This window comes from Micromonospora sp. CB01531, from assembly GCF_001905095.1.
Taxonomy (GTDB): Bacteria; Actinomycetota; Actinomycetes; order Mycobacteriales; family Micromonosporaceae; genus Micromonospora.
In genome coordinates this window covers 133,217-150,522 of sequence record NZ_LWLS01000057.1, presented here as the reverse complement: position 1 = coordinate 150,522, position 17,306 = coordinate 133,217, and the positions used below count along the sequence as shown (strand labels likewise).

21 protein-coding genes, 1 tRNA gene and 1 pseudogene are annotated in these 17,306 nt (G+C 68.3%); 15 read left to right on the top strand and 8 right to left on the bottom strand.

From position 1 onward, the window contains the following. Window positions 1-21 precede the first annotated feature (21 nt). The 3 genes from A6A27_RS09700 to A6A27_RS09690 all read right to left on the bottom strand — a co-directional run bounded on the left by A6A27_RS09700 (window position 22) and on the right by A6A27_RS09690 (window position 2,134). A complete protein-coding gene (locus A6A27_RS09700) occupies window positions 22-513 on the bottom strand; it encodes a hypothetical protein (protein ID WP_073834208.1) in 492 nt (163 codons plus the stop codon). Window positions 514-656: 143 nt separating this feature from the next. After that, entirely contained in the window at window positions 657-1,553 is an 897-nt protein-coding gene (locus A6A27_RS09695) for an SdrD B-like domain-containing protein (protein ID WP_073834207.1), read from the bottom strand. 146 nt (window positions 1,554-1,699) lie between these two features. After that, window positions 1,700-2,134, bottom strand: coding sequence for an ester cyclase (locus A6A27_RS09690; RefSeq protein ID WP_073834206.1), 435 nt, complete (start codon window positions 2,132-2,134; stop codon window positions 1,700-1,702). Between the two features lie 358 nt (window positions 2,135-2,492). Here A6A27_RS09690 and A6A27_RS43085 point away from each other — a divergent pair, with 358 nt between their 5' ends. From A6A27_RS43085 to A6A27_RS09660, 6 genes are all read left to right on the top strand, one after another. Further along, the gene (locus tag A6A27_RS43085; protein ID WP_241825191.1) at window positions 2,493-2,879 is read left to right on the top strand and encodes a YbaB/EbfC family nucleoid-associated protein; all 387 of its coding nucleotides are present in this window, start codon (window positions 2,493-2,495) and stop codon (window positions 2,877-2,879) included. A 5-nt stretch (window positions 2,880-2,884) separates the two neighbouring features. Then, complete coding sequence (locus tag A6A27_RS43080; RefSeq protein WP_073834238.1) at window positions 2,885-3,214, top strand: type VII secretion target; 330 nt, start codon at window positions 2,885-2,887, stop codon at window positions 3,212-3,214. After that, a complete protein-coding gene (locus A6A27_RS09675; protein ID WP_073834204.1) occupies window positions 3,211-3,912 on the top strand; it encodes a WXG100 family type VII secretion target in 702 nt (233 codons plus the stop codon). The genes A6A27_RS43080 and A6A27_RS09675 overlap by 4 nt, the downstream gene beginning before the upstream one ends. A 289-nt stretch (window positions 3,913-4,201) precedes the next feature. Continuing rightward, complete coding sequence (locus A6A27_RS43075) at window positions 4,202-4,636, top strand: hypothetical protein (RefSeq protein WP_143193956.1); 435 nt, start codon at window positions 4,202-4,204, stop codon at window positions 4,634-4,636. After that, window positions 4,633-5,310: a pentapeptide repeat-containing protein gene (locus A6A27_RS09665; RefSeq protein WP_073834202.1), complete on the top strand. Its 678-nt coding sequence runs from the start codon at window positions 4,633-4,635 to the stop codon at window positions 5,308-5,310. Before A6A27_RS43075 ends, A6A27_RS09665 begins: the two co-directional genes overlap by 4 nt. A gap of 787 nt (window positions 5,311-6,097) precedes the next feature. Further along, window positions 6,098-6,553 carry a lamin tail domain-containing protein gene (locus A6A27_RS09660; RefSeq protein ID WP_241825190.1) on the top strand — a complete coding sequence of 152 codons (456 nt, stop codon included), beginning with the start codon at window positions 6,098-6,100 and terminating at the stop codon, window positions 6,551-6,553. A gap of 355 nt (window positions 6,554-6,908) precedes the next feature. Here the strand turns inward: A6A27_RS09660 and A6A27_RS09655 are convergent, their stop codons facing one another. Further along, entirely contained in the window at window positions 6,909-7,160 is a 252-nt protein-coding gene (locus A6A27_RS09655; protein ID WP_073834201.1) for a hypothetical protein, read from the bottom strand. Then, window positions 7,157-7,540, bottom strand: coding sequence for a hypothetical protein (locus A6A27_RS47115; protein ID WP_338013280.1), 384 nt, complete (start codon window positions 7,538-7,540; stop codon window positions 7,157-7,159). The genes A6A27_RS09655 and A6A27_RS47115 overlap by 4 nt, the downstream gene beginning before the upstream one ends. Before the next feature lie 284 nt (window positions 7,541-7,824). On the opposite strand from A6A27_RS47115, the gene A6A27_RS09645 reads away from it, so the two are divergent. The 4 genes from A6A27_RS09645 (at window position 7,825) to A6A27_RS47415 (ending at window position 10,574) form a co-directional block, all read left to right on the top strand. Beyond that, window positions 7,825-8,049, top strand: a complete 225-nt coding sequence (locus tag A6A27_RS09645) for a winged helix-turn-helix domain-containing protein (RefSeq protein WP_073834199.1) — start codon at window positions 7,825-7,827, stop codon at window positions 8,047-8,049. A gap of 280 nt (window positions 8,050-8,329) precedes the next feature. Next, window positions 8,330-9,631, top strand: coding sequence for a low temperature requirement protein A (locus A6A27_RS09640; protein WP_158073975.1), 1,302 nt, complete (start codon window positions 8,330-8,332; stop codon window positions 9,629-9,631). 203 nt (window positions 9,632-9,834) lie between these two features. Beyond that, window positions 9,835-10,113, top strand: coding sequence for a hypothetical protein (locus A6A27_RS09635; RefSeq protein WP_073834198.1), 279 nt, complete (start codon window positions 9,835-9,837; stop codon window positions 10,111-10,113). 20 nt (window positions 10,114-10,133) lie between these two features. After that, window positions 10,134-10,574 carry a DUF7710 domain-containing protein gene (locus tag A6A27_RS47415; RefSeq protein WP_443189957.1) on the top strand — a complete coding sequence of 147 codons (441 nt, stop codon included), beginning with the start codon at window positions 10,134-10,136 and terminating at the stop codon, window positions 10,572-10,574. 195 nt (window positions 10,575-10,769) lie between these two features. Here the strand turns inward: A6A27_RS47415 and A6A27_RS45810 are convergent, their stop codons facing one another. After that, window positions 10,770-11,078 (bottom strand): hypothetical protein, encoded by a 309-nt coding sequence (locus A6A27_RS45810; protein ID WP_241825189.1) that lies wholly within the window; start codon window positions 11,076-11,078, stop codon window positions 10,770-10,772. Window positions 11,079-11,293: 215 nt separating this feature from the next. On the opposite strand from A6A27_RS45810, the gene A6A27_RS09620 reads away from it, so the two are divergent. Continuing rightward, the gene (locus A6A27_RS09620; RefSeq protein ID WP_073834234.1) at window positions 11,294-11,575 is read left to right on the top strand and encodes a hypothetical protein; all 282 of its coding nucleotides are present in this window, start codon (window positions 11,294-11,296) and stop codon (window positions 11,573-11,575) included. 390 nt (window positions 11,576-11,965) lie between these two features. On the opposite strand, the gene A6A27_RS09615 is transcribed toward A6A27_RS09620, so the two are convergent. Further along, entirely contained in the window at window positions 11,966-12,265 is a 300-nt protein-coding gene (locus A6A27_RS09615) for a hypothetical protein (protein ID WP_073834196.1), read from the bottom strand. 729 nt (window positions 12,266-12,994) lie between these two features. Here A6A27_RS09615 and A6A27_RS09610 point away from each other — a divergent pair. The 4 genes and pseudogenes from A6A27_RS09610 to A6A27_RS09595 all read left to right on the top strand — a co-directional run bounded on the left by A6A27_RS09610 (window position 12,995) and on the right by A6A27_RS09595 (window position 17,046). Then, entirely contained in the window at window positions 12,995-13,507 is a 513-nt protein-coding gene (locus A6A27_RS09610; protein ID WP_073834195.1) for a hypothetical protein, read from the top strand. A gap of 554 nt (window positions 13,508-14,061) precedes the next feature. Further along, window positions 14,062-15,633 carry a replication initiator gene (locus A6A27_RS09605; protein ID WP_073834194.1) on the top strand — a complete coding sequence of 524 codons (1,572 nt, stop codon included), beginning with the start codon at window positions 14,062-14,064 and terminating at the stop codon, window positions 15,631-15,633. Next, entirely contained in the window at window positions 15,630-15,827 is a 198-nt protein-coding gene (locus A6A27_RS09600; protein WP_073834193.1) for an excisionase family DNA-binding protein, read from the top strand. Before A6A27_RS09605 ends, A6A27_RS09600 begins: the two co-directional genes overlap by 4 nt. After that, window positions 15,827-17,046: pseudogene (locus tag A6A27_RS09595) on the top strand (tyrosine-type recombinase/integrase). Before A6A27_RS09600 ends, A6A27_RS09595 begins: the two are co-directional and overlap by 1 nt. Before the next feature lie 83 nt (window positions 17,047-17,129). Here the strand turns inward: A6A27_RS09595 and A6A27_RS09590 are convergent. Then, a tRNA-Lys gene (locus A6A27_RS09590) sits at window positions 17,130-17,201 on the bottom strand. Window positions 17,202-17,306: the final 105 nt, after the last annotated feature.

Sequence of the window (17,306 nt, the reverse complement as noted above, 5' to 3'; positions counted from 1 at the left end):
CACGCAGTGGCGGGGCGGGGGCTATGGAGCGTCGGACGGGTGGGGCGGCGCCGGCTGCGCGGGCACCCCGGACATACGCTCGACGATCTCCTCCAGCGCCTCGAAGGCGTACGCCCAGTTGTGGCACTTGAAGCTGCGCAGCCCCTCGATCGGGCTGCGGCAGTCGGCGCAGTGCACGCCGGGGATGGCCTCCGGCACCTCGGTGTTCACGTACTTGCGCTCACCGAGGATCACCCGGGCGATCATCGTGCGGTCGTGCACCCCGTGCAGGGCGGACGAGACGATGTCGTACCAGTTCACCCGGCGACCGCACTTCGGGCAGTCCGGGTCGTCGCCGCTGACCCAGAGCGGGGCGCCGATGCTGCGCGCCGGCATGTTGAGCAGCTTCTCCAGCCGGCGTACGTCCGACTCGGGGGTGGTCCACCGGTGCCGGCCCGGCAGCGAGGCGGGCGAGTCGTAGACGGCGCGGAACACCACCGGATCGACCTCCACGGTCTCCCGCCTACCGGTCATCGGTACCCCCTCACTGCGGCATGCTTGCCACCGTCGTACCAGGTGGGCGGCATTCGCAGCCGGATCATGGACACGACGGGCCAGCGGCGTGTCGGCGGGGCCCGCTCGCCCCGGGATCGCTTCCCGGGGCGAGCGGGTGCGGTTCAGGTCTGGGCCACCAGGCCGGCGTCGATCACGTATTCGCCACCGTGGTGGGCGGAGAACTCCGCGCTGCCGATCAGCAGGGTGGGCTCGAACTGGTACGACGTCACCATGTCGGAGTCGGTGGTGTCGTTACCCATGTCGGCGACGGTGCGGCCGTACCGGCTGGATGCCTCGATCCGCACCTGGTAAAGCAGCTCGGTGCGAGCGGTGATGGACCAGGTGCCGTCAGGGTTGACGGTGGTCGAGCCGCCGCCGACCGCCTGCCCCTGCCGGGCCCAGAGGCTCACCCGCAGCACGCCGTCCGGGCCGTCCGCGACGGCCGGCTCGCCCTCATCGCGCTGCCCGTCCCGGTCCAGGTCCTGCCAGACGGTGCCGCGGATGACGCAGGTGCCGGCGATGGCCACGGTGACCGAGCCGGTGTTGTTGTCGGGGTTCGCCTCCCGCTTCTGCGGGGCGATGCTCGCGGTGATCGGCACGGTGCTGCCCGGGGTGGCGTCGGCCACGACGAGCGGCACGTTCAGCCGATCCCGGCCGCCGGCCACGAGCTGCGGGTACGTGCACGAGTAGCTCGTCGCGCTCGCCACCGTGCAGTTCCACCCCGAGCCGCCGTACGGGGTGGTCGTCTGCAGCCCCGGCGGCACCGAGACGGTCACCTTGACCGCCTCCGAGTCGCCGTTGCCGACGTTCCGGACGTCGATCTGGGCGGTGAAGGTCTCCCCCTCCGCCGGATTCAGCACGTCGGTCGTCACCAGGTCGACCAGCAGGTCGGGCTGGGCGCGCCCGGCCGCCACCGCGTCAGCCGGGAGAACCGCCGCCGTGACTCCGAACAGAGCGAGGCCGGCCAGGGTGGTGGGGATGACATCTCGGAGCGAGCGGGACAGGGAATTCAGTCGCATTGACTTCCTCACGCCGTGCGGGACGCCCCTGCCGGATGGCGGGGCGGGTTGGAGATCAACCTCTTCACTCATCCGGCGTTGTCGATGCGACTGCCGTTACACCGCGGCGGTGGTGGGCCGCCTGCCGCGCGCCTTTCGCGCCAGTGTCAGGGCATCAGGTCGAGCTGCGTCATGATGCCCGCCAAGTCGGGGTGGATGCTGAGCTCCACGAACCGCCCATCCTTCACCCGAGCGAAGTACGCCCCCCGCCCAACCACCGTCCTGCCGGTCGGCGGCACCTGGGTCGAACCCACCGCCATGGGACCGGTGTGGGTTCCGGTGAACTCCACCTCGGCGGCGACCGCGCCATCATCATCGTCCACGAGGCGGCTGGTACGGCGGATCCGCATGTCCGGCAACGCGGTCAGCCATGCCTCCACGTATTCACGCGCGCCCGCCCTGGTAGTGATTGGCGCGCCGACCGTGGTGTCGCGAAGCACGAAATCATCGGCCAGCAGGTCAACGAAGGCATCGATACGGTGGGTGTCCCACGCCGCGAGCCGGGCATCATCCAACCTTTCGAGGGCTTCCCTGTCGATCACGCACCTCCAGCTGGCATCCGCACGCTCTCGGCACATCCTGCCTGGGCACCGCTGGCCAACTGCCGCGTATCGCTTATTCCGCCCCGATCAAGGCGGTTTCCGCGTCCGCTGGGGGCTGTGGCCATGCTGGTTCCGGCTTGGCGAGGTCGGAATCGCCTCCTCCGCCGGCAGTGTCGGCGCCATCTTCGACAACGCCGTGACGTACGTCTGTTGTGGACCGTGGCGGTGCCGACGGTGGTCGCCCGTGTGGATGCGATGTTAGTCTGCGTCGGCCACGAAATGATCACGGTGAGCAACCGGGGGACACATGGGGGCCGGCGTTCCGAGCGCGGGGGGCTTGCTGGATCCGGACGGCGCGATGGATCGGCTGGCGGCGTGGAAGGGCCGGATCGACCGGTTGGCGGCCGACACCAAGGCGATGAGTGACCGGCTCCAGGAGCTGCGGGTGACGGTTGCCGACGGCAACGGCCTGTGCGAGGTCACGGTCGACTCTGTGGGGGCGTTGGTCGACCTGCGGCTGGGTCCACGGATTCAGCGGGTCGCCCCCGAGGTCGTGGCCAGGACGATCATGGACACGATCCGCGAGGCGAAACGGCAGTTGGCCGACCGCTCGCAGGAAATCATCGCCGACACGGTGGGCACCGAGTCGGCAGCGGCGCGAGCGATCGCCGAGCGCGTCGGGCAGCAGCTACGGGACTCCGATCCCGCCGCGGACAGCCCCGACGACCGGCACTCCGGGTGGTGAGCCCGATGGCCGACGGTTTCGCGGTCGACGCCGAGCAGATCCGCGCGCACGCCCGCAATGTCGACACGCTGCGCGGGCGTTTCGACGCGATCAAGACCGCCAGCGCGCACATCGCGCAGAGCGACGAGGCGTACGGACTGCTCTGCAGTTGGCTGCCGGCGATCCTGGAGGGCCGGCACAGGCGGCAGGACGAGTTGATCGCGTACGTCGAGGAGAACCTGTCGTTGGTGGCCGCCGGGCTGCGGAAGACCGCCGACAACTACGACAACGCCGACACCGACGCCGACACCACGATCCGTAAAGCGGGTGGGGGGCTGGCGGGGGCGGCGCGATGACCGACACGTCACTGGTCGCCGACGTCGTCTCGACCCGCAAGCCCTGGACCGGGGCGGCCCTGGCCGACAGCTTCCAGGGGCTGGTCGACGCCATCCACAGCGAGGGCTGGGTCGACGACCTGATCGCGGGCGCGGCGTTCGGGATCGAAGCCGCCGCGAGCGTGATGGACCCGTTCAGCGCGCTGCTGGCCAACGGGCTGGGCTGGGCGATGGAATACTTCGAGCCGCTGCGGCAAATCCTCGACGAGCTCACCGGCATGCCCGACGTGGTGACCTCGCACGCGGCCACCTGGGACAACATGGCCGCCGCGCTGCAGAGCATGGCTGCCGACCTCAAGTCCTTCGTCGAGGGGGACACGCCGCACTGGCAAGGGCGGGCCGCGGACGCCTACCACGGCCTCATGGAACACAACGTGGAGGCGATCAACGGGCTCGGCGGGATCTCCGCCGCGATGGCCGCCGCCACCCAGGCCGCCGGGAACCTGGTGATGTTCACCCGCGACATCGTGCGTGACCTCATCGCCGACCTGGTGGCCCGCGTGATCGTGTGGGCGGTCGAGGCGATCTTCGTGGTCACGATCCCGGTGATCGCCGCACAGATCGCGGCAGCCGTGGTCAAGTGGGCCGGGCGCATCCTGACCTACGTCATGTCCCTGATCACCAGCCTGACCAACCTCTCCAAGCTGCTGGACGGCTGAGGGCCCGACGATGGCGAAACCCAAAACCCCCCACGGCGGCGGAAACGGCGACGGCCCGAACTCGTCCCGCCCACCCGGCGACGGTGAGGGCGATGGCGCCGGTACCCCATCAGGGCGACGCCGCAGTACCGACGTCCCCGAGAACGTCAGCCGAGCGCAGGAGACCGTCGCCGAGGAGGCACGCCAGGGCCGCCCGGGCGGCGACCAGGGCGGCTCGCAGGGCAAACCCTCGGGCAGCGACGACGGATACCAGACCCCGAAACCCGGCACTCCTGAGTACGACCGCCGGGTGCAGGAGCTCGCCGCCGACCCGGCCCACAACGGAAAGATCAGCGCCAAGTCGCGCCGAGAGGCGGAGGTCGGGCTCGAGGCCGAGGCGCAGGGCAAGATCCCTGGCCCGATTCGCCGCGCCGAACTCGACAACACCGATCCTGCATTCCAGAAGGATCAGGGCGAGTTCATCGACGGCAACGGAAACAACTGGGACGTCAAGAGCCCGGTCGACACCTTCCCAGCCGGCCGGCAGGCCGGCCAACCGATGCCCGAGGGCACGAAGGGACGCTACGACGGCGACGAGTTCGAGCAGAAGCTCGCCGACGAGGTGGACGGCGGACAGCATGTCATCATCGACAGCAAGAACCTGTCTCCGAGCTCCCTGGCCGACCTCAAGAGGCGGGTCGCCGGTAACACGGACTTGGACGGCAAGGTGGTGTTCCTCGAATGAGCAGGTACAAGCAGAGCAGCGCTGACGTGACCCGTTGGCCCGACAGTCCCGAGGCCAGGGAGGCGCTCGAGGAATGGTTCACCGCCGTTGCCTCGGACCCCACGTCGTACCTGTCGGGCGATTTTCTCGATTTCCGCGGCGCGGACCTCAGCACCATCGACCTGACGGATGCCTACCTGGTCAGTTCCTGCCTGACCGGCGTCCGATTCGAGGACGCCAATCTCGGCGGCGCAAACCTGAACAACGCAGAGCTTGCGGACGCCGACCTGAGCTTCGCCGACCTGGCCAAGGCGGAACTGGTTGGTTGCTCAGCCCCGAACGCCCGCTTTCGCGGTGCGAGGCTGTTCGCGGCGGAGCTCGACGAAGCCGTCCTGGCGGGTGCCGACCTCAGCCACGCGATTCTCAACTCGGCCAAGCTGTACAAGACCGATCTGCGCGGAGCCAACCTCGAGTTCGCGAGCCTGCGGTGGTGCATCCTCGGGGGCGGCACGATGCCCGCAGTCCTGACCGGCGCACGGATGTTCGGCTGCCAACTTGAGGGCGCCAAGGGGACCGTGGTCGGCCCGGTCGTGGTGGACGAGCACGGCACCCGGTCGCTCGACGGCGCCGAACTCGAGGCGTGGTTCTCGGAACGGGACGCGGAAAACATCCAGGTGCTCCGCGTCTCAGGCTGAGCAGCCCCTCCTTCGCGAGCGCCCTCCATGGGGCCACCTCTCTCCACCTGGCCAGAGCGGAGAGGGGTGGCCTGCGGTCGCAGACGAAAGTCCCCCAGCAGTAGCGGACCGTACCGGCCAGGGCCGGCGCGCGGAGCACCCGGTTCAGCCTCTTGCCCACCGGCGGCTCCGACAACTTGCCGCAGATCGAGCCGGATGGCTTTTCCCAGACGCCTAAGTAGACATCGTTTCCCTGACAGCTACTTTCCGGAGGGAAACTACCCCGGAGTTCCGCAGCCGGCGTATGGCCCTAGGCTACGAATCTTCGGATTGACCAGGACAAACGCGTTCGGGCAGCGCAAGTAGGCGTGTCACTAGGGCCAGACGTTTCTGCAGGTCAGCGGCCTGCCGCCGTCTGGCTTGCGGCCGGCTCGGGGCGGTACGCGACACCGTCCGGGCGCGCAGACCATAGCGACACGGCATCGACCATCAAGACAACGACACGCCGGATGGGTCGTTACCTCCCGGTTTGCACCCCACATCTCGACTGCTTTGAGTTCCTGGCCTAGTGACACGGCCACCCGCGCTGACCTGCGGAAACACAACCGCCTAGTGACACGCCCTACCGCCTATACGAGACCGTGTCCTTGCAGGTCAGGGGCCGCTTGCGTGTCGCAGGACCGGTCAGTTGCTGCGGAACGCAGGCTACCGTTCGCCGCCGTTACGCTCTGCGCGCATGTGATGCCGTCGAGGCATCTGGCCGGCGACGGGTTCACGCCGGCGTCCATGTCCAACCAAGGGGGACCACTTGAAGAAGACGCTGATTGGGTTCGTCTCGGCGCTCGCGATCGCCGTCGGCGGGTCGCTGGCCGTCGCCGCCCCGGCGCAAGCGGCCACCCCGGCCGTGATGATCACGAAGGTCTACTACAACTCGCCGGGCAGCGACAACGGGTCGAACACCAGCCTGAACGCGGAGTACGTGCGGCTGACCAACAAGCGCAGCTCCACCATCAACCTCAAGAACTGGACCCTGCGCGACAAGTCCAACCACGTCTACAAGTTCAGCAGCGACTTCAACCTGAAGGCCGGCTACAGCGTGGTCATCCACACCGGCAAGGGCACCAACACCAGCAGCAACCGCTACTGGGGCTTGTCCTGGTACGTGTGGAACAACACCGGCGACGCCGCCTACCTGCGCAACTCCGCCGGCACGGCGATCGACAGCTGCTCCTGGGGCAGCCGCGGCAGCTACACCTACTGCTGACAACACCTCCGCCGCAGGCTTTGACGCCGGCCCACTGGAGAAGGTGGGCCGGCGTTTGCCCCATTCGGTCAATGACGCTGGCTACGGTGGCGATCTTCCCGCGAACCCGGCTCGGCACGTCGTCCAGCAGTTGCGACACTCGCCGCCAAGATCAGCGCTAGTTTGTGCCGCGGTTGTGCCCGATGATCTTCTTCCGGCGTCGTTGCAGCTCACCGGCGATGAAAAGTGGGCCGCCAGGGACTCGAACCCTGAACCTATGGATTGCCGGCGAGCCGGTCGGCTGGAGTGTTGCGCGAGGTCATCTGGGCTGCTGAAGTGCTTCTCGGCCGGGTTCGGCTGGCACGGTTGCTGTACATCACTGCTGTACTGCTGGCGTCGGCCGAGCGGCCTCCCTGGTCCAGCCGAGAAAGCGGCGGTGCAGCACGCCGGCTGGCGTCCACGGCATGTCCTCGGTGGCTTGGACGAGATAGGAGCCGAGGTAGAGGGCCAGCGACACCGGAGCATCGGCGTACTCCGCCCGTAGCTCCCGCTTACGGGTCGGGCAGGGCCAGGGCAGGTCGCAGCCTCCGCAGCTCCAGGTCGGCATGACCGGGCCGTGGGTGGTCACCGCACACCCTCCAGGAAGCGAGCGGTGATCGTCCGGGCCTGCCGGCTGGTTGCCCATTCCACCTGCCAGCACGGGTACGGCGTCAGCCGCGACCACCAGGCACGACAGCCGGCGCACATGCCATCGAGCCCGCGAACGTGTACGGCCAGGATCGCGTGCTCCTGGTCGCCTTTCACTGCGCCTCCTCTCCTGGCCAGTGGCCACGATTGATCGGAATCCGGTGCCGGGCGCGACATGGCAGCTCGGCACCGCAGCGGCAGATCCGCCGCCACTTCCGCCAGGACCAGACCGGCCGGTGCCGCCGTGCGAGGGTGAGCGCTACCGCCAGGACGTACTCGTCGTAGGACGCGCGCCCTTTGTTCTCCGACCCCTGCCGCCAATGGCCGGCATCCCGGGCAGCGCAGCCGGCACCTGCGGTCGAAGCACTCGCATCGTTCGGTCTGGTCACCGCGCCTCCCGCCGACGCCTGGGGTCCGTGGGCACCCCGTCACCCGTGCCCGGAGACAGGGCACCCACGGCAGGACACCCGGCCGCCAAGCTGGGTAGTCCCACGAGCAACTTAGGACGCAATGTGCGCAGGGTCAACAGCTACGACACATAGCGTTGTAAGTCGAGCCCGTGATGTGGTCTGCTTGCACCAGCCGCCAAGCTGGGAGCACCACCTATGTCTGAAGCTGCCTACCTGCAGGTCGCCCGAGATATCCGTGAGCAGATCAGCTCCGGACAGTTAAAGCCGGGCGACAAGTTGCCCTCGTTCGCTGCCCTCTGCGAGCACTACGAGGTCAGCAACACCGTCATCCGCGCTGCCATGCTCCTGCTCAAAGCTGAGGGCCTGATCGACGGCCGGCAAGGCAAGGGTGTGTACGTCACCAACCCCCTGCCCAGGTAGGCCCGGGCAATACGCCGAGTCCGGGCGCCTCGTGTACAAGCTCTGTGCATCGCGTCCGCACACGTCGGGGACCGGCTGCACGCTCGGAGTTTCGTCCATGCCAGGGCTCGTCAGTGTGCTGCCGTCCGGCGTGGTTGCTGTCAGGGTTGCTGTCGGCAGCTCTCCGCCGGCGACCCAGGGCGACCCGCGCTGTCCGGCGGGGGGCCGTCGGCGACGAGGTCGACCGCGATCAGTGATTCGGGCATCTTCGGTGTGGCCGGCTGCCACACTCTGTCGTGTGGTGAGTGAGGACGACGGGGCGTCCGATGGCAAGTCAGCGCGAGCGCCGCGCGGCATTCGACCGCTACGCGAGGGCGTCGGCGTAACCAGCGTGGAGCTCTTCTTCGACCTGGTGTTCGTCCTCGGGTTCATCCAGGTCGTTGCGTTGATGGAAGACGACTTCACCAGTCACGGCGTGCTGAACGGGATGCTTGCGCTGGCCCTGCTCTGGTCGACGTGGTCCATCTATGCCTGGCTGGGCAACAGCCTCCAAGCCCGGGTCGGGCTGATCCGGATCGCGCTGCTGTTTGTGACGGCGGTAACCCTTGCAATGGCGGTGGCAGTCCGGCAGGCATTCACCGGCCTCCCGGGCGCGGCTATCTCCGGCCCGGTGGTGTTCGTCGCGTGCTTCGTGGTCGTTCGGCTGGTGCATCTGGCACTGCGTTGGTACGCCATTCCAGACACGAGGCCGCGCATCGTCCTGCTGGTCGCCGCGCCATTGTTTGTCGCCTCCGTTCTTCTGTTCTCCGCCGCCGTCGTGCCGCAGCGACTGTTCCACGACCCCTGGCTGGTCAAGGCGAGCCAGACCGGGCTCTGGATGCTCGCCATCATCATCGACTATGGCCGCGCCCTGCTGCTGCGGTCGTGGGGGTTGCACATCATCTCGGCCCGACACTGGGCGGAGCGGCACGGCCTCATCGTGCTCGTCGCCCTTGGCGAGTCGCTCATAGCGGTTGGCCTGACTAGCAGCGGCGTGCCGATGACTGGATCGCTCATCGCGGCCCTCGTCTTCGCCATCGTCACCGCCGCCGCATTGGGCTGGACCTATTTCGACGTCGTCGCGATCGCCGCCGAGCGGACGCTAAGCCAGAACACCGTCCAGCGCCGGGTCGCCTACGCCCGCGACGCCTACAGCTATCTGCACCTGCCGATGATCGCCGGCATCATGCTGCTCGCCCTCGGACTGCACCACGTGGTGACGATCATCAAAGACAACGAACTACACCATTCGACCGCGCGACTGGAGAGCCTGGGGCTCCACGCCCTCTACGGTGGAGCAGCCCTGTTCCTGCTCTCCCACGCCGGCTTCCAACTACGGATCACGCGCCTGCTCGGACGGGTCATCTGGCCGCGATTGATTACCGTAGCGCTGCTGGTGGCGCTCATCCCTGCCGCTGGCCAGCTTTCGGCGGTAGTGGCGCTCGGCCTGCTGGCGGTTATCTGTGCCAGCCTGGTCATCACGGAGGTCCTCGTCGCCGGCGGGCGGCGTAAAGAACTGCGCGAGGCCGCTCTAGCCGGGGGCTTTCGGCCAGAGGGCCCATAGATCGGGCCGGCGCCACCCTAACCATCAGCTTCGGAATCGGATTGATCTACACGTTGGGTAGCCGCATCGCCCGGTAGAGGAACACGGAGCGTTCGGTTATGGCCGGCACGATTGGCGGCGATGGCTCCTGTTGGCCCCTGCGTCGGGCACGGATCGGGCACGCGATCGAGGGCGGCCGTCGTCCCGGGTGAGAGGCTGAGCGCGTGGGACTGAACAAGGAGCTAGCAGCGCGGCTTGCCGATGCACGTCTTGCTGAATGGCGACGCGTCGGCTCTGGCGAGTGGCGCGCGATGCTCGACGACAAGGACGTACGCCAGGTCGTCGGCGAGGATGGCAAGCAGTACAGCGCAGTCAGCTACGCCCTTGATGATGGCGATGGGCGTGTCCGCATGTCGGTGGCCGTGGATGACGGGGGCTGGTCGGCGTTCGTGCCGCTGGTGTGCGACGAGATCATGAAGCCGGATGGCACCTTCGTCGAGTGACCTCTTCTGTGTGAACACGGATGCGCTCCACCGTTGGGTGCTGTCGGACGCTGCTCTGTGGTGTCAAGCATGGCCGCTGTGCTGTCCCGTGTCGTCGGCTACCGGTTGTTGTTGTTGCTTTCGCTGCCTCCTGGCTGCCTCACTCCGGCGGCTGGCATACTGCGGCGGTGAACGACAGCCGGAGTGCCCAATCGTCCCCGACGGTGTGGGTCTTCCATGGCGATGGGGCGCACTTCGCGTCTGGCGTCTTCGCTTCCCGGGAGGACGGCCTTGCCTGGGTGGCTCGGCACCGCCTCACCGGCATCCTTAGCGAATATCCACTCGGGGAGGGCTGCTACGACTGGGCCTTGGCACGGGGTCGGTTCCGGCCAAGCAAGCCACACCACGGCAAGCCCGGCCATGTTGCCGAGTTCTCCCCCAGCCTTGATCACGTCCACGTCACCGACGGCGCAACGGACTAGACGCTACCTCCGGGCCGCGGTACCCGGTCGATACCTGCCAGCCGACGTAGCCAGCGCCGGCCGGAGCACTTGACCCCCAGTCAACAACCAGGGCGTCTCTACCTGGGCCGACCTCCGCCATACGCTGGCGCTCGTGTCCGTCGTCGTCCACGGACGTCCGGTCCAGTACACCCCGATCGTCACCCAGCTAGTCACTCAGCCGCCGGCTTCGACTTCGGCTGGCCGTAGTCTCACTTGCCAGTTGTGAGCGGCATGGTCGGCCACGACCGCATCGAAGTAGACGCCAACAGTTGGAAGCTCGCTGCCGCGCGGGAGCGCGGTTATCTCCAGCAGGCCAAGCGCATCCGGCTGGCCGTCGATCTCGACGAAGACGCCGAACGTCATCGCCGCGAGCACCCGCACGCGGACTCGTGCACCCACAGGCAGTGCCGACTTGATCGCGGGCCACGAGCGCTTTGCTCGCTCAGCTCTGCCGTCGAGCAAGCTCCAGGCGTCGGGGCTCATGGCCACTCATCCTCGCACGGTCAGTTTGGAAGGTGCCTTGATTCGGAGGCAGCCGGCTCCATCTGTGCTGGTGATCAGGCTGGCTTTCCGTTGGCCCGGCGACGGAGACCACACGGAAACGCCGCTGTTGACCCCTACTGACCGGCCTGCCGGGCACGCAGCGGGCACGGATGTTGTCGGACGGCGGCGGCATGGTGCCGGCTATCGTCCCTTGCATGTTCGTCGAAATCATCGGAGATCAGCACCTACCCGACGCGGTCGATCGAGACGACGTCGAAGAACTCTTGGAGCAGACCCTTGGTGACGAGGGCAGCGTCACGGGTGCCGGCACGGGCGATGGACGGTGGCACCTGGACGTAGAAATCGACACCGACGGACAGCAGGCGCAGTTCCTCGTGCAGCGGCTAGCACAAGCGCTCGTTGACGCCGGGCTTGGCTGGGTGCGCGTCCGGCCTGAGGCAGAGGACGCGGGGTTGCCTGCCTCAGCACTCGTCTGAGTCACGCCCTGGTCGAAGCACGACCACCGACCTCTTCGTCCCGAACGAACTTCCGGGTTGGCTCGACCAGCATCGACAAGGGCGATGAGGTGCGGAGAGGGTCCACGGGTGTCCGTAGTTATCCGCCGGGGTGCTTGCCGGTCGTCACTCGGTTAGTGGCCCAGGTTCTGCCTTCTGGAGTGCCCACGCCGGTGGGAGAGCCGCCGAAGCCTGCGCTCGTACTGGCCGGCGGAGGTCGGCGGAGCGTCCGTTCTACCGCCTCCGACGGCATGTGCCGGCTCCGGCCTGACCGTCGTCGTGGCCGGAGCCGGCACCCCCGCCCGTGCTGGCCCGTCGCTTGCGGCGTCTGATACTCACCTCCCGCGCCTGCATCAGCACGGAGAGGAACATCTAAAGCACCTTAATTTTCTTCAACCTCTCAACGACGGCCTCGTTCGTTGCTTTCGTCTGCTCGGTGTCCCCGGCGGCGATGACAAGCTCCCAAAAACTGCTGGGCGTTTTCTGGAAATGGGCGATAGAAACCCTGACGCCATCCTTGTTGCCAGCGACATCGAGGGGGCTGGAGGCGACATCGCGGAACCCTAAATCGTCCCGCAAGGCGTTCTCAATGAGAAACTTCAACTCACCGATGCCGGAGACTGCCGGCCCGATATCGCGGACACTGCTGTTCCACCAGAGAAATGCCACCATTTACCCCATACGGTTAAGGACGGTCCATTACTGACCGTACAGCTTGTAAGCCCGCTCTGCGCTCAAAACCCCAAAATCAGCCCAACTAACACCACCCAATGTCACTAACGCGCGGGCATGTATCGGGCACGCCACAGACTGCGCGCTGTTACCATCCCGTGTGCCGCCGACCCGCCCGCCCGGGGAGCGGGCCGCCGCCCGGTCCGCCACGTCAAGCGGACCTTGACGGCTCGTACGGACGCTGGCGGGCCGGGCGGTGGTCTGCTCGGCTCGCCCGGGTCGTCGGCTGGCGGGATGGCCCTGCGCAACCATCCACGAACCGCAACGCGCGGACGCAGCCCCGGCCATCCTGGAGTCGTTGCGCCCCCGCCGGAGGCGCACTGACCGCGACCCGGCGACCGGCGCGACCCGCCGCGCGGAACCAGCGTGCCCTTCCCTGCGCCGCGTCGCTCGGGCGCGGCGCGGCCGGCTGCCGGCCCACGAACCTCAACCGCTCTCGGCGCTACCGTCTGCGGCGGCCCCGGGCTCCCCGCTCTCCGCGCCAGCCGCCGGGCGTCAGGCGTGACGGCCGCAGAGCGACAGCGGCAGCGGCCGGCGCGCGCCCAGGCGGCGGCGCGTGCGGCCCGTCAAGGGCCGCACTTGATAGACGTACAGAAAGTCCTCCCACACCGGCCGGCAGCCGGCAGCCGGGCCGGAAGCCGGGCTGCTCCGTCAGGGCATGCTGGTCACATGCACATCCCTTGGCGGACCAGCGCTGACGTGTTCGCGCAGATCCTGCGGCGGCACGGCGTCGAGCAGGACTCTGTGACCGATGTCGAGGCGGCATGGGGCGGGTTCGCTGAGTTCCTGCAACTGGACATCGACGGCATCGACTCGACTCCGAACTCCGATGCTGATGGCTTCATCATCCAGTGGGGCCGACGGTCCTGGAGTGACAACCGCCTGATTCTGACCTTCACCCGACAGTTGGCCATCGCTGATGTCGGTGACCATGACGATCCCTACTGGCAGCCCGAACTATGGCAGCTCGACCTCGAGATGGCCTTCGACGATGAGCCCGATCTGATCGGCCTTGACTGTCTCGACGTCCATGACACGGGGTTCAGGTTCCCTCCCACCGGGCCGCTACGCGCCGCAGCGCTGGCGGATACCTGGGCGGAGACGCAACGGCATGCTCCTGTCCGGGCAGCCTGGATCGCGACCCCAGCGAGTAGCGGCTTGTCCTTCGAGTGCGTCTGCTGACACTCAGACCCGGAAGTAGAGCGGGCTCGCCAATCAGTGAAGCGGAGTCACGGCGGGTTGACGTGTCGGTACCCGGTGCTACTCTGGCCGTCGTCGAGGACACCAGCGCGGCCTTCCTGCCGGATCGCTGGACTCGACGCCGGAGACGCCGAGCGGCCTTCCTGCCGCTGATGCGGGCCACGTCCCGCCGGCTCTCAATCGCACCGGCCGCCATGCCGGTTCCCCGAATCCGCTGAGCGGCCCAGCACGGCCTCACCTGCCGTCCAAGATGGCCCGGATTCGCACACCTTCATGGGTGGGGGCAGCCTGCGGCAACCCGCCGGATGCCGATATCCCAGGCTCCCCACCCGTGCCGGGCCTCATCACCGAGTTCACGAGCGCGTGAAAGGACATGACCCATCGGCGGGAAGTGGCAAGACCACGATTCCGCCCTCCGGCGTCGGCCGCCCTCTCGGCGGTGCCAGTAGACACGACGAACACCACCAGCGGACAGGCGTCCAGGGCTGGTGGTGCTTCGTCTCCCGTCCCTGCCACCCCCTGTTGAGGAGACAGTCGTGTCCACCACCCCGCTCACCATCTACCGGCCCGGTCTCGCCGTCGGCCGTGACGCCCAGGTCCTGCATCGCGCCGCCTCTCCGGAGTTTTCCGGCTGGCTGGAGCACACTCGCCCCGCTGGCGGCTGTGCTCGCCCGATCCGCCTCACCGGCACCATCGCCGCCGTCGACCGGAACACCGGCCGCATCACCGGCAAGCTGCACACCGACGCGCGGCCCGACCGCGCGCTTTACAAGGCGTGCGGCAACCGCCGCGAATCGGTGTGCCCGGACTGCGCCTGGGTCTACCGGGGCGACGCCTGCCAAGTCGTTTGTCGCGGCCTGACCGGTGGCAAGGGCGTCCCCGCCTCGGTCGGCCGGCACCCGGTCGTCTTCGCTACCTTCACCGCACCGTCCTTCGGCCCGGTCCACCACCGGCACGTCCCCCGCCACACCTGCCGCAACCGGCAGCGCTGCGACTGCCGCCCCGCCCCCTGCCGCGCCCGCAGCAACGCCGGCACCTGCCCGCACGGGCGGCCCGCGGCGTGCTTCGCCCGCCACGACGCCGACGATCCGCGGCTTGGGCGGCCGTTGTGCCTGGACTGCTACGACCACGACCACCAGGTCGTCTGGAACTACTTCTCCGGCGAGCTGTGGCGGCGCACTAAGCAGGCCGCCGACCGCCGCCTCGCCGCCCTCTGCCGCAAGCGCGGCATCCCCTTCGTTCAGGTCGTCTCGGCCTCCGGCAAGGTCCGCTGGGTGCCGCCCGTGCGGGTAGCGCACGGCAAGGTCGCCGAAATGCAGCGCCGGGCCGCCGTGCACTTCCACGTCCTGCTGCGCCTCGACGGCGTCGACCCGGACGACCCGGACGCTCTCGTGCCGCCGCCGGCCGGGATCACCGTCGACGACCTGGAAGACGCGATCCACGCCGCCGCCCGGCAGATCACCGTCACCACGCCCGCGCACCCCGACCAGCCCGAAGGCTGGCTGATCGCCTGGGGCGAGCAGGTCGACGTCCGACGCATCAACACCGCTGGCGGTGAGCTGACCGACGGCAAGGTGGCTGCCTACCTCGCCAAGTACGCCACCAAGGCCACCGAAGCCACGGGTCACTCGTCCGCCCGGCTCACCCCGGCCACGGTCGACGACTACGCCGATCCCGAAGGCGACCACGTCGCCCGCCTCATCGACGCCTGCTGGCATCTCGGCCGCCCCACCCACACCGACATGTCCAGCGGCGCCGCAACCGTCGACGACCGTCAAGACAGCCTTGACGCCAAGTCCAACATCTACGGCGGCTTGCGTCGCTGGGCGCACATGCTCGGCTTCGGCGGCCATTTCCTCACCAAAGCCCGCCGCTACTCCGTCACCTTCCGCCTGCTCCGCGACACCCGCGCCACCTACCGGCGGGAAGAGGACGACGAACCCGCCGACACCATCACCGTCGGCACCCTCACGTACATCGGGGCCGGCTGGCTCACCGAAGGTGACGCCCTGCTCGCCAACACCGCCGCGAGGCAGCGACGCGAGAGCAGACGCATCGGCCGGGAAGAACTCGCCCACGAAGCCTGGCTCCTCGGAGCCGCCGCATGACCCACGACCTCCGCCCCCGCTGGTACTCGCCGGTAGAAGTCGCCGTGCTGCTCGGCTTCGGCATCTCCAAGGTCAAGATGAAGATCGCCACCGGCGAGCTGCGCTCCATCAAGGACGGCAAGTACCGCCGTATCCTCCCCGAATGGGTCGACGACTACATCCGCGAGCAGGTCGAACGCCAGGAGGCAGCCTGATGCCCGCCCGCACCCGTGCCAACGGCGAGGGCTCGATCTTCCCGTACCGGAACGGCTTCGCCGCGTACGTCTGGGTCGAGAAGCCCGACGGCAAGCGGGGACGGAAGTGGGTCTACGGCAAGACCCGCGAGGAGGTCCACGACAAGTGGATCAAGCTGCACGGTCAGGCCAAGGCCGGCCCTGTGGCGACCCGCTCCCCGACGGTAGGGGAGTACGCCGACTACTGGCTGCGCGAGCTCGTCAAGCCGAACCTCGCTCCGGGCAGCTACGTCACCTACGAGGTGGTGGTTCGGCTCTACCTCGCGCCGGGGCTGGGCCGGAAACGCCTCGACAAGCTCCGGGTCAGCGACGTGCAGACCTGGATCAACGAGGTCGGGCGGACCTGCCAGTGCTGCGCCCAGGGCAAGGACGAGCGGCGCAAGCCCGCCCAACGGCGCTGCTGTGCCCTCGGCCGCTGCTGCCAGGATCTGCCCTCGGCAACCAGCGTCACTCACCTCCGGACGGTGCTCCGGACGCTGCTGTCCCAGGCGATCACCGAAGGGCTGATCAGCCGCAATGTCGCGTCCCTGGTGAAGCTGCCGCCGGTACGGAAGCGCAAGCGGAAGGCGTGGACGAGCGACGAGGCACGGCGCTTTCTGGAGTCGGCCCGCGCCGACGACGACCCGCTCTACGCCGCCTACGTCCTGGTCCTGGTGCTCGGTCTGCGCAAGGGCGAATGCTGGGGCTCACCTGGGCTGACGTCGACCTCAACGCGGGGGAGTTGACCATCGACCGGCAGCTCCAGCGAGTCGGTGCCGAACTGCTGCACCGGGAGACGAAGACGGCCGCCTCGGACGCCACCCTACCGCTGCCGGACATCTGCGCCGTCGCGCTCGACCGCCGCCGCGTCGCCCAGACCGCCGCCCGCGACGCCGCCGGCCCAGCCTGGCAGCCCTCGGACCTGATCTTCACCACCCGCTACGGCAGGCCGGTCGAGCCGCGTAACTTCAACCGCTTCTGGGACCGGCGTTGCGACGCGGCCGGAGTCCGGCGCATCACCGTGCGGGACGCCCGGCGTACTTGTGCCTCGCTCCTGGCCGACCTGGACGTGCATCCCCGGGTGGCGATGCAGATCCTCCGGCACGCGCAGTTCGCCATCACCATGGAGATCTACACGGTGGTGTCCTCGGCGGCCACCCGCGACGCCCTCAAGCGGCTCGGCAGCGCACTGGACCGGTAAGGGCTACTGCTGTACTTCGCTGCTGTACCGGCCCGACTCACCGCAACAGCGGCCCCGCAAGGGGCCGCTGAGCTGCGGAAGAGTGGGCCGCCAGGGACTCGAACCCTGAACCTATGGATTAAAAGTCCACAGCTCTGCCATTGAGCTAGCGGCCCGCCCGCTCAGGCTACCGGAACCCGCCGGGGCCGGGATTCCGGCTTCCCGCCGTCCATCGATGTCCGGCACCCGACGCCCCGCCGATCAGGGGTGGCCGGCGGCGC

Coding starts and splice junctions, on each gene's coding strand:
- A6A27_RS09700 (WP_073834208.1), bottom strand. CDS start 513: ATGACCGGTAGGCGGGAGACCGTGGAGGTCGATCCGGTGGTGTTCCGC.
- A6A27_RS09695 (WP_073834207.1), bottom strand. CDS start 1,553: ATGCGACTGAATTCCCTGTCCCGCTCGCTCCGAGATGTCATCCCCACC.
- A6A27_RS43085 (WP_241825191.1), top strand. CDS start 2,493: ATGGATCGGCTGGCGGCGTGGAAGGGCCGGATCGACCGGTTGGCGGCC.
- A6A27_RS43080 (WP_073834238.1), top strand. CDS start 2,885: ATGGCCGACGGTTTCGCGGTCGACGCCGAGCAGATCCGCGCGCACGCC.
- A6A27_RS09675 (WP_073834204.1), top strand. CDS start 3,211: ATGACCGACACGTCACTGGTCGCCGACGTCGTCTCGACCCGCAAGCCC.
- A6A27_RS09665 (WP_073834202.1), top strand. CDS start 4,633: ATGAGCAGGTACAAGCAGAGCAGCGCTGACGTGACCCGTTGGCCCGAC.
- A6A27_RS09645 (WP_073834199.1), top strand. CDS start 7,825: ATGTCTGAAGCTGCCTACCTGCAGGTCGCCCGAGATATCCGTGAGCAG.
- A6A27_RS47415 (WP_443189957.1), top strand. CDS start 10,134: ATGCGCTCCACCGTTGGGTGCTGTCGGACGCTGCTCTGTGGTGTCAAG.
- A6A27_RS45810 (WP_241825189.1), bottom strand. CDS start 11,078: ATGAGCCCCGACGCCTGGAGCTTGCTCGACGGCAGAGCTGAGCGAGCA.
- A6A27_RS09620 (WP_073834234.1), top strand. CDS start 11,294: ATGTTCGTCGAAATCATCGGAGATCAGCACCTACCCGACGCGGTCGAT.
- A6A27_RS09615 (WP_073834196.1), bottom strand. CDS start 12,265: ATGGTGGCATTTCTCTGGTGGAACAGCAGTGTCCGCGATATCGGGCCG.
- A6A27_RS09610 (WP_073834195.1), top strand. CDS start 12,995: ATGCACATCCCTTGGCGGACCAGCGCTGACGTGTTCGCGCAGATCCTG.
- A6A27_RS09600 (WP_073834193.1), top strand. CDS start 15,630: ATGACCCACGACCTCCGCCCCCGCTGGTACTCGCCGGTAGAAGTCGCC.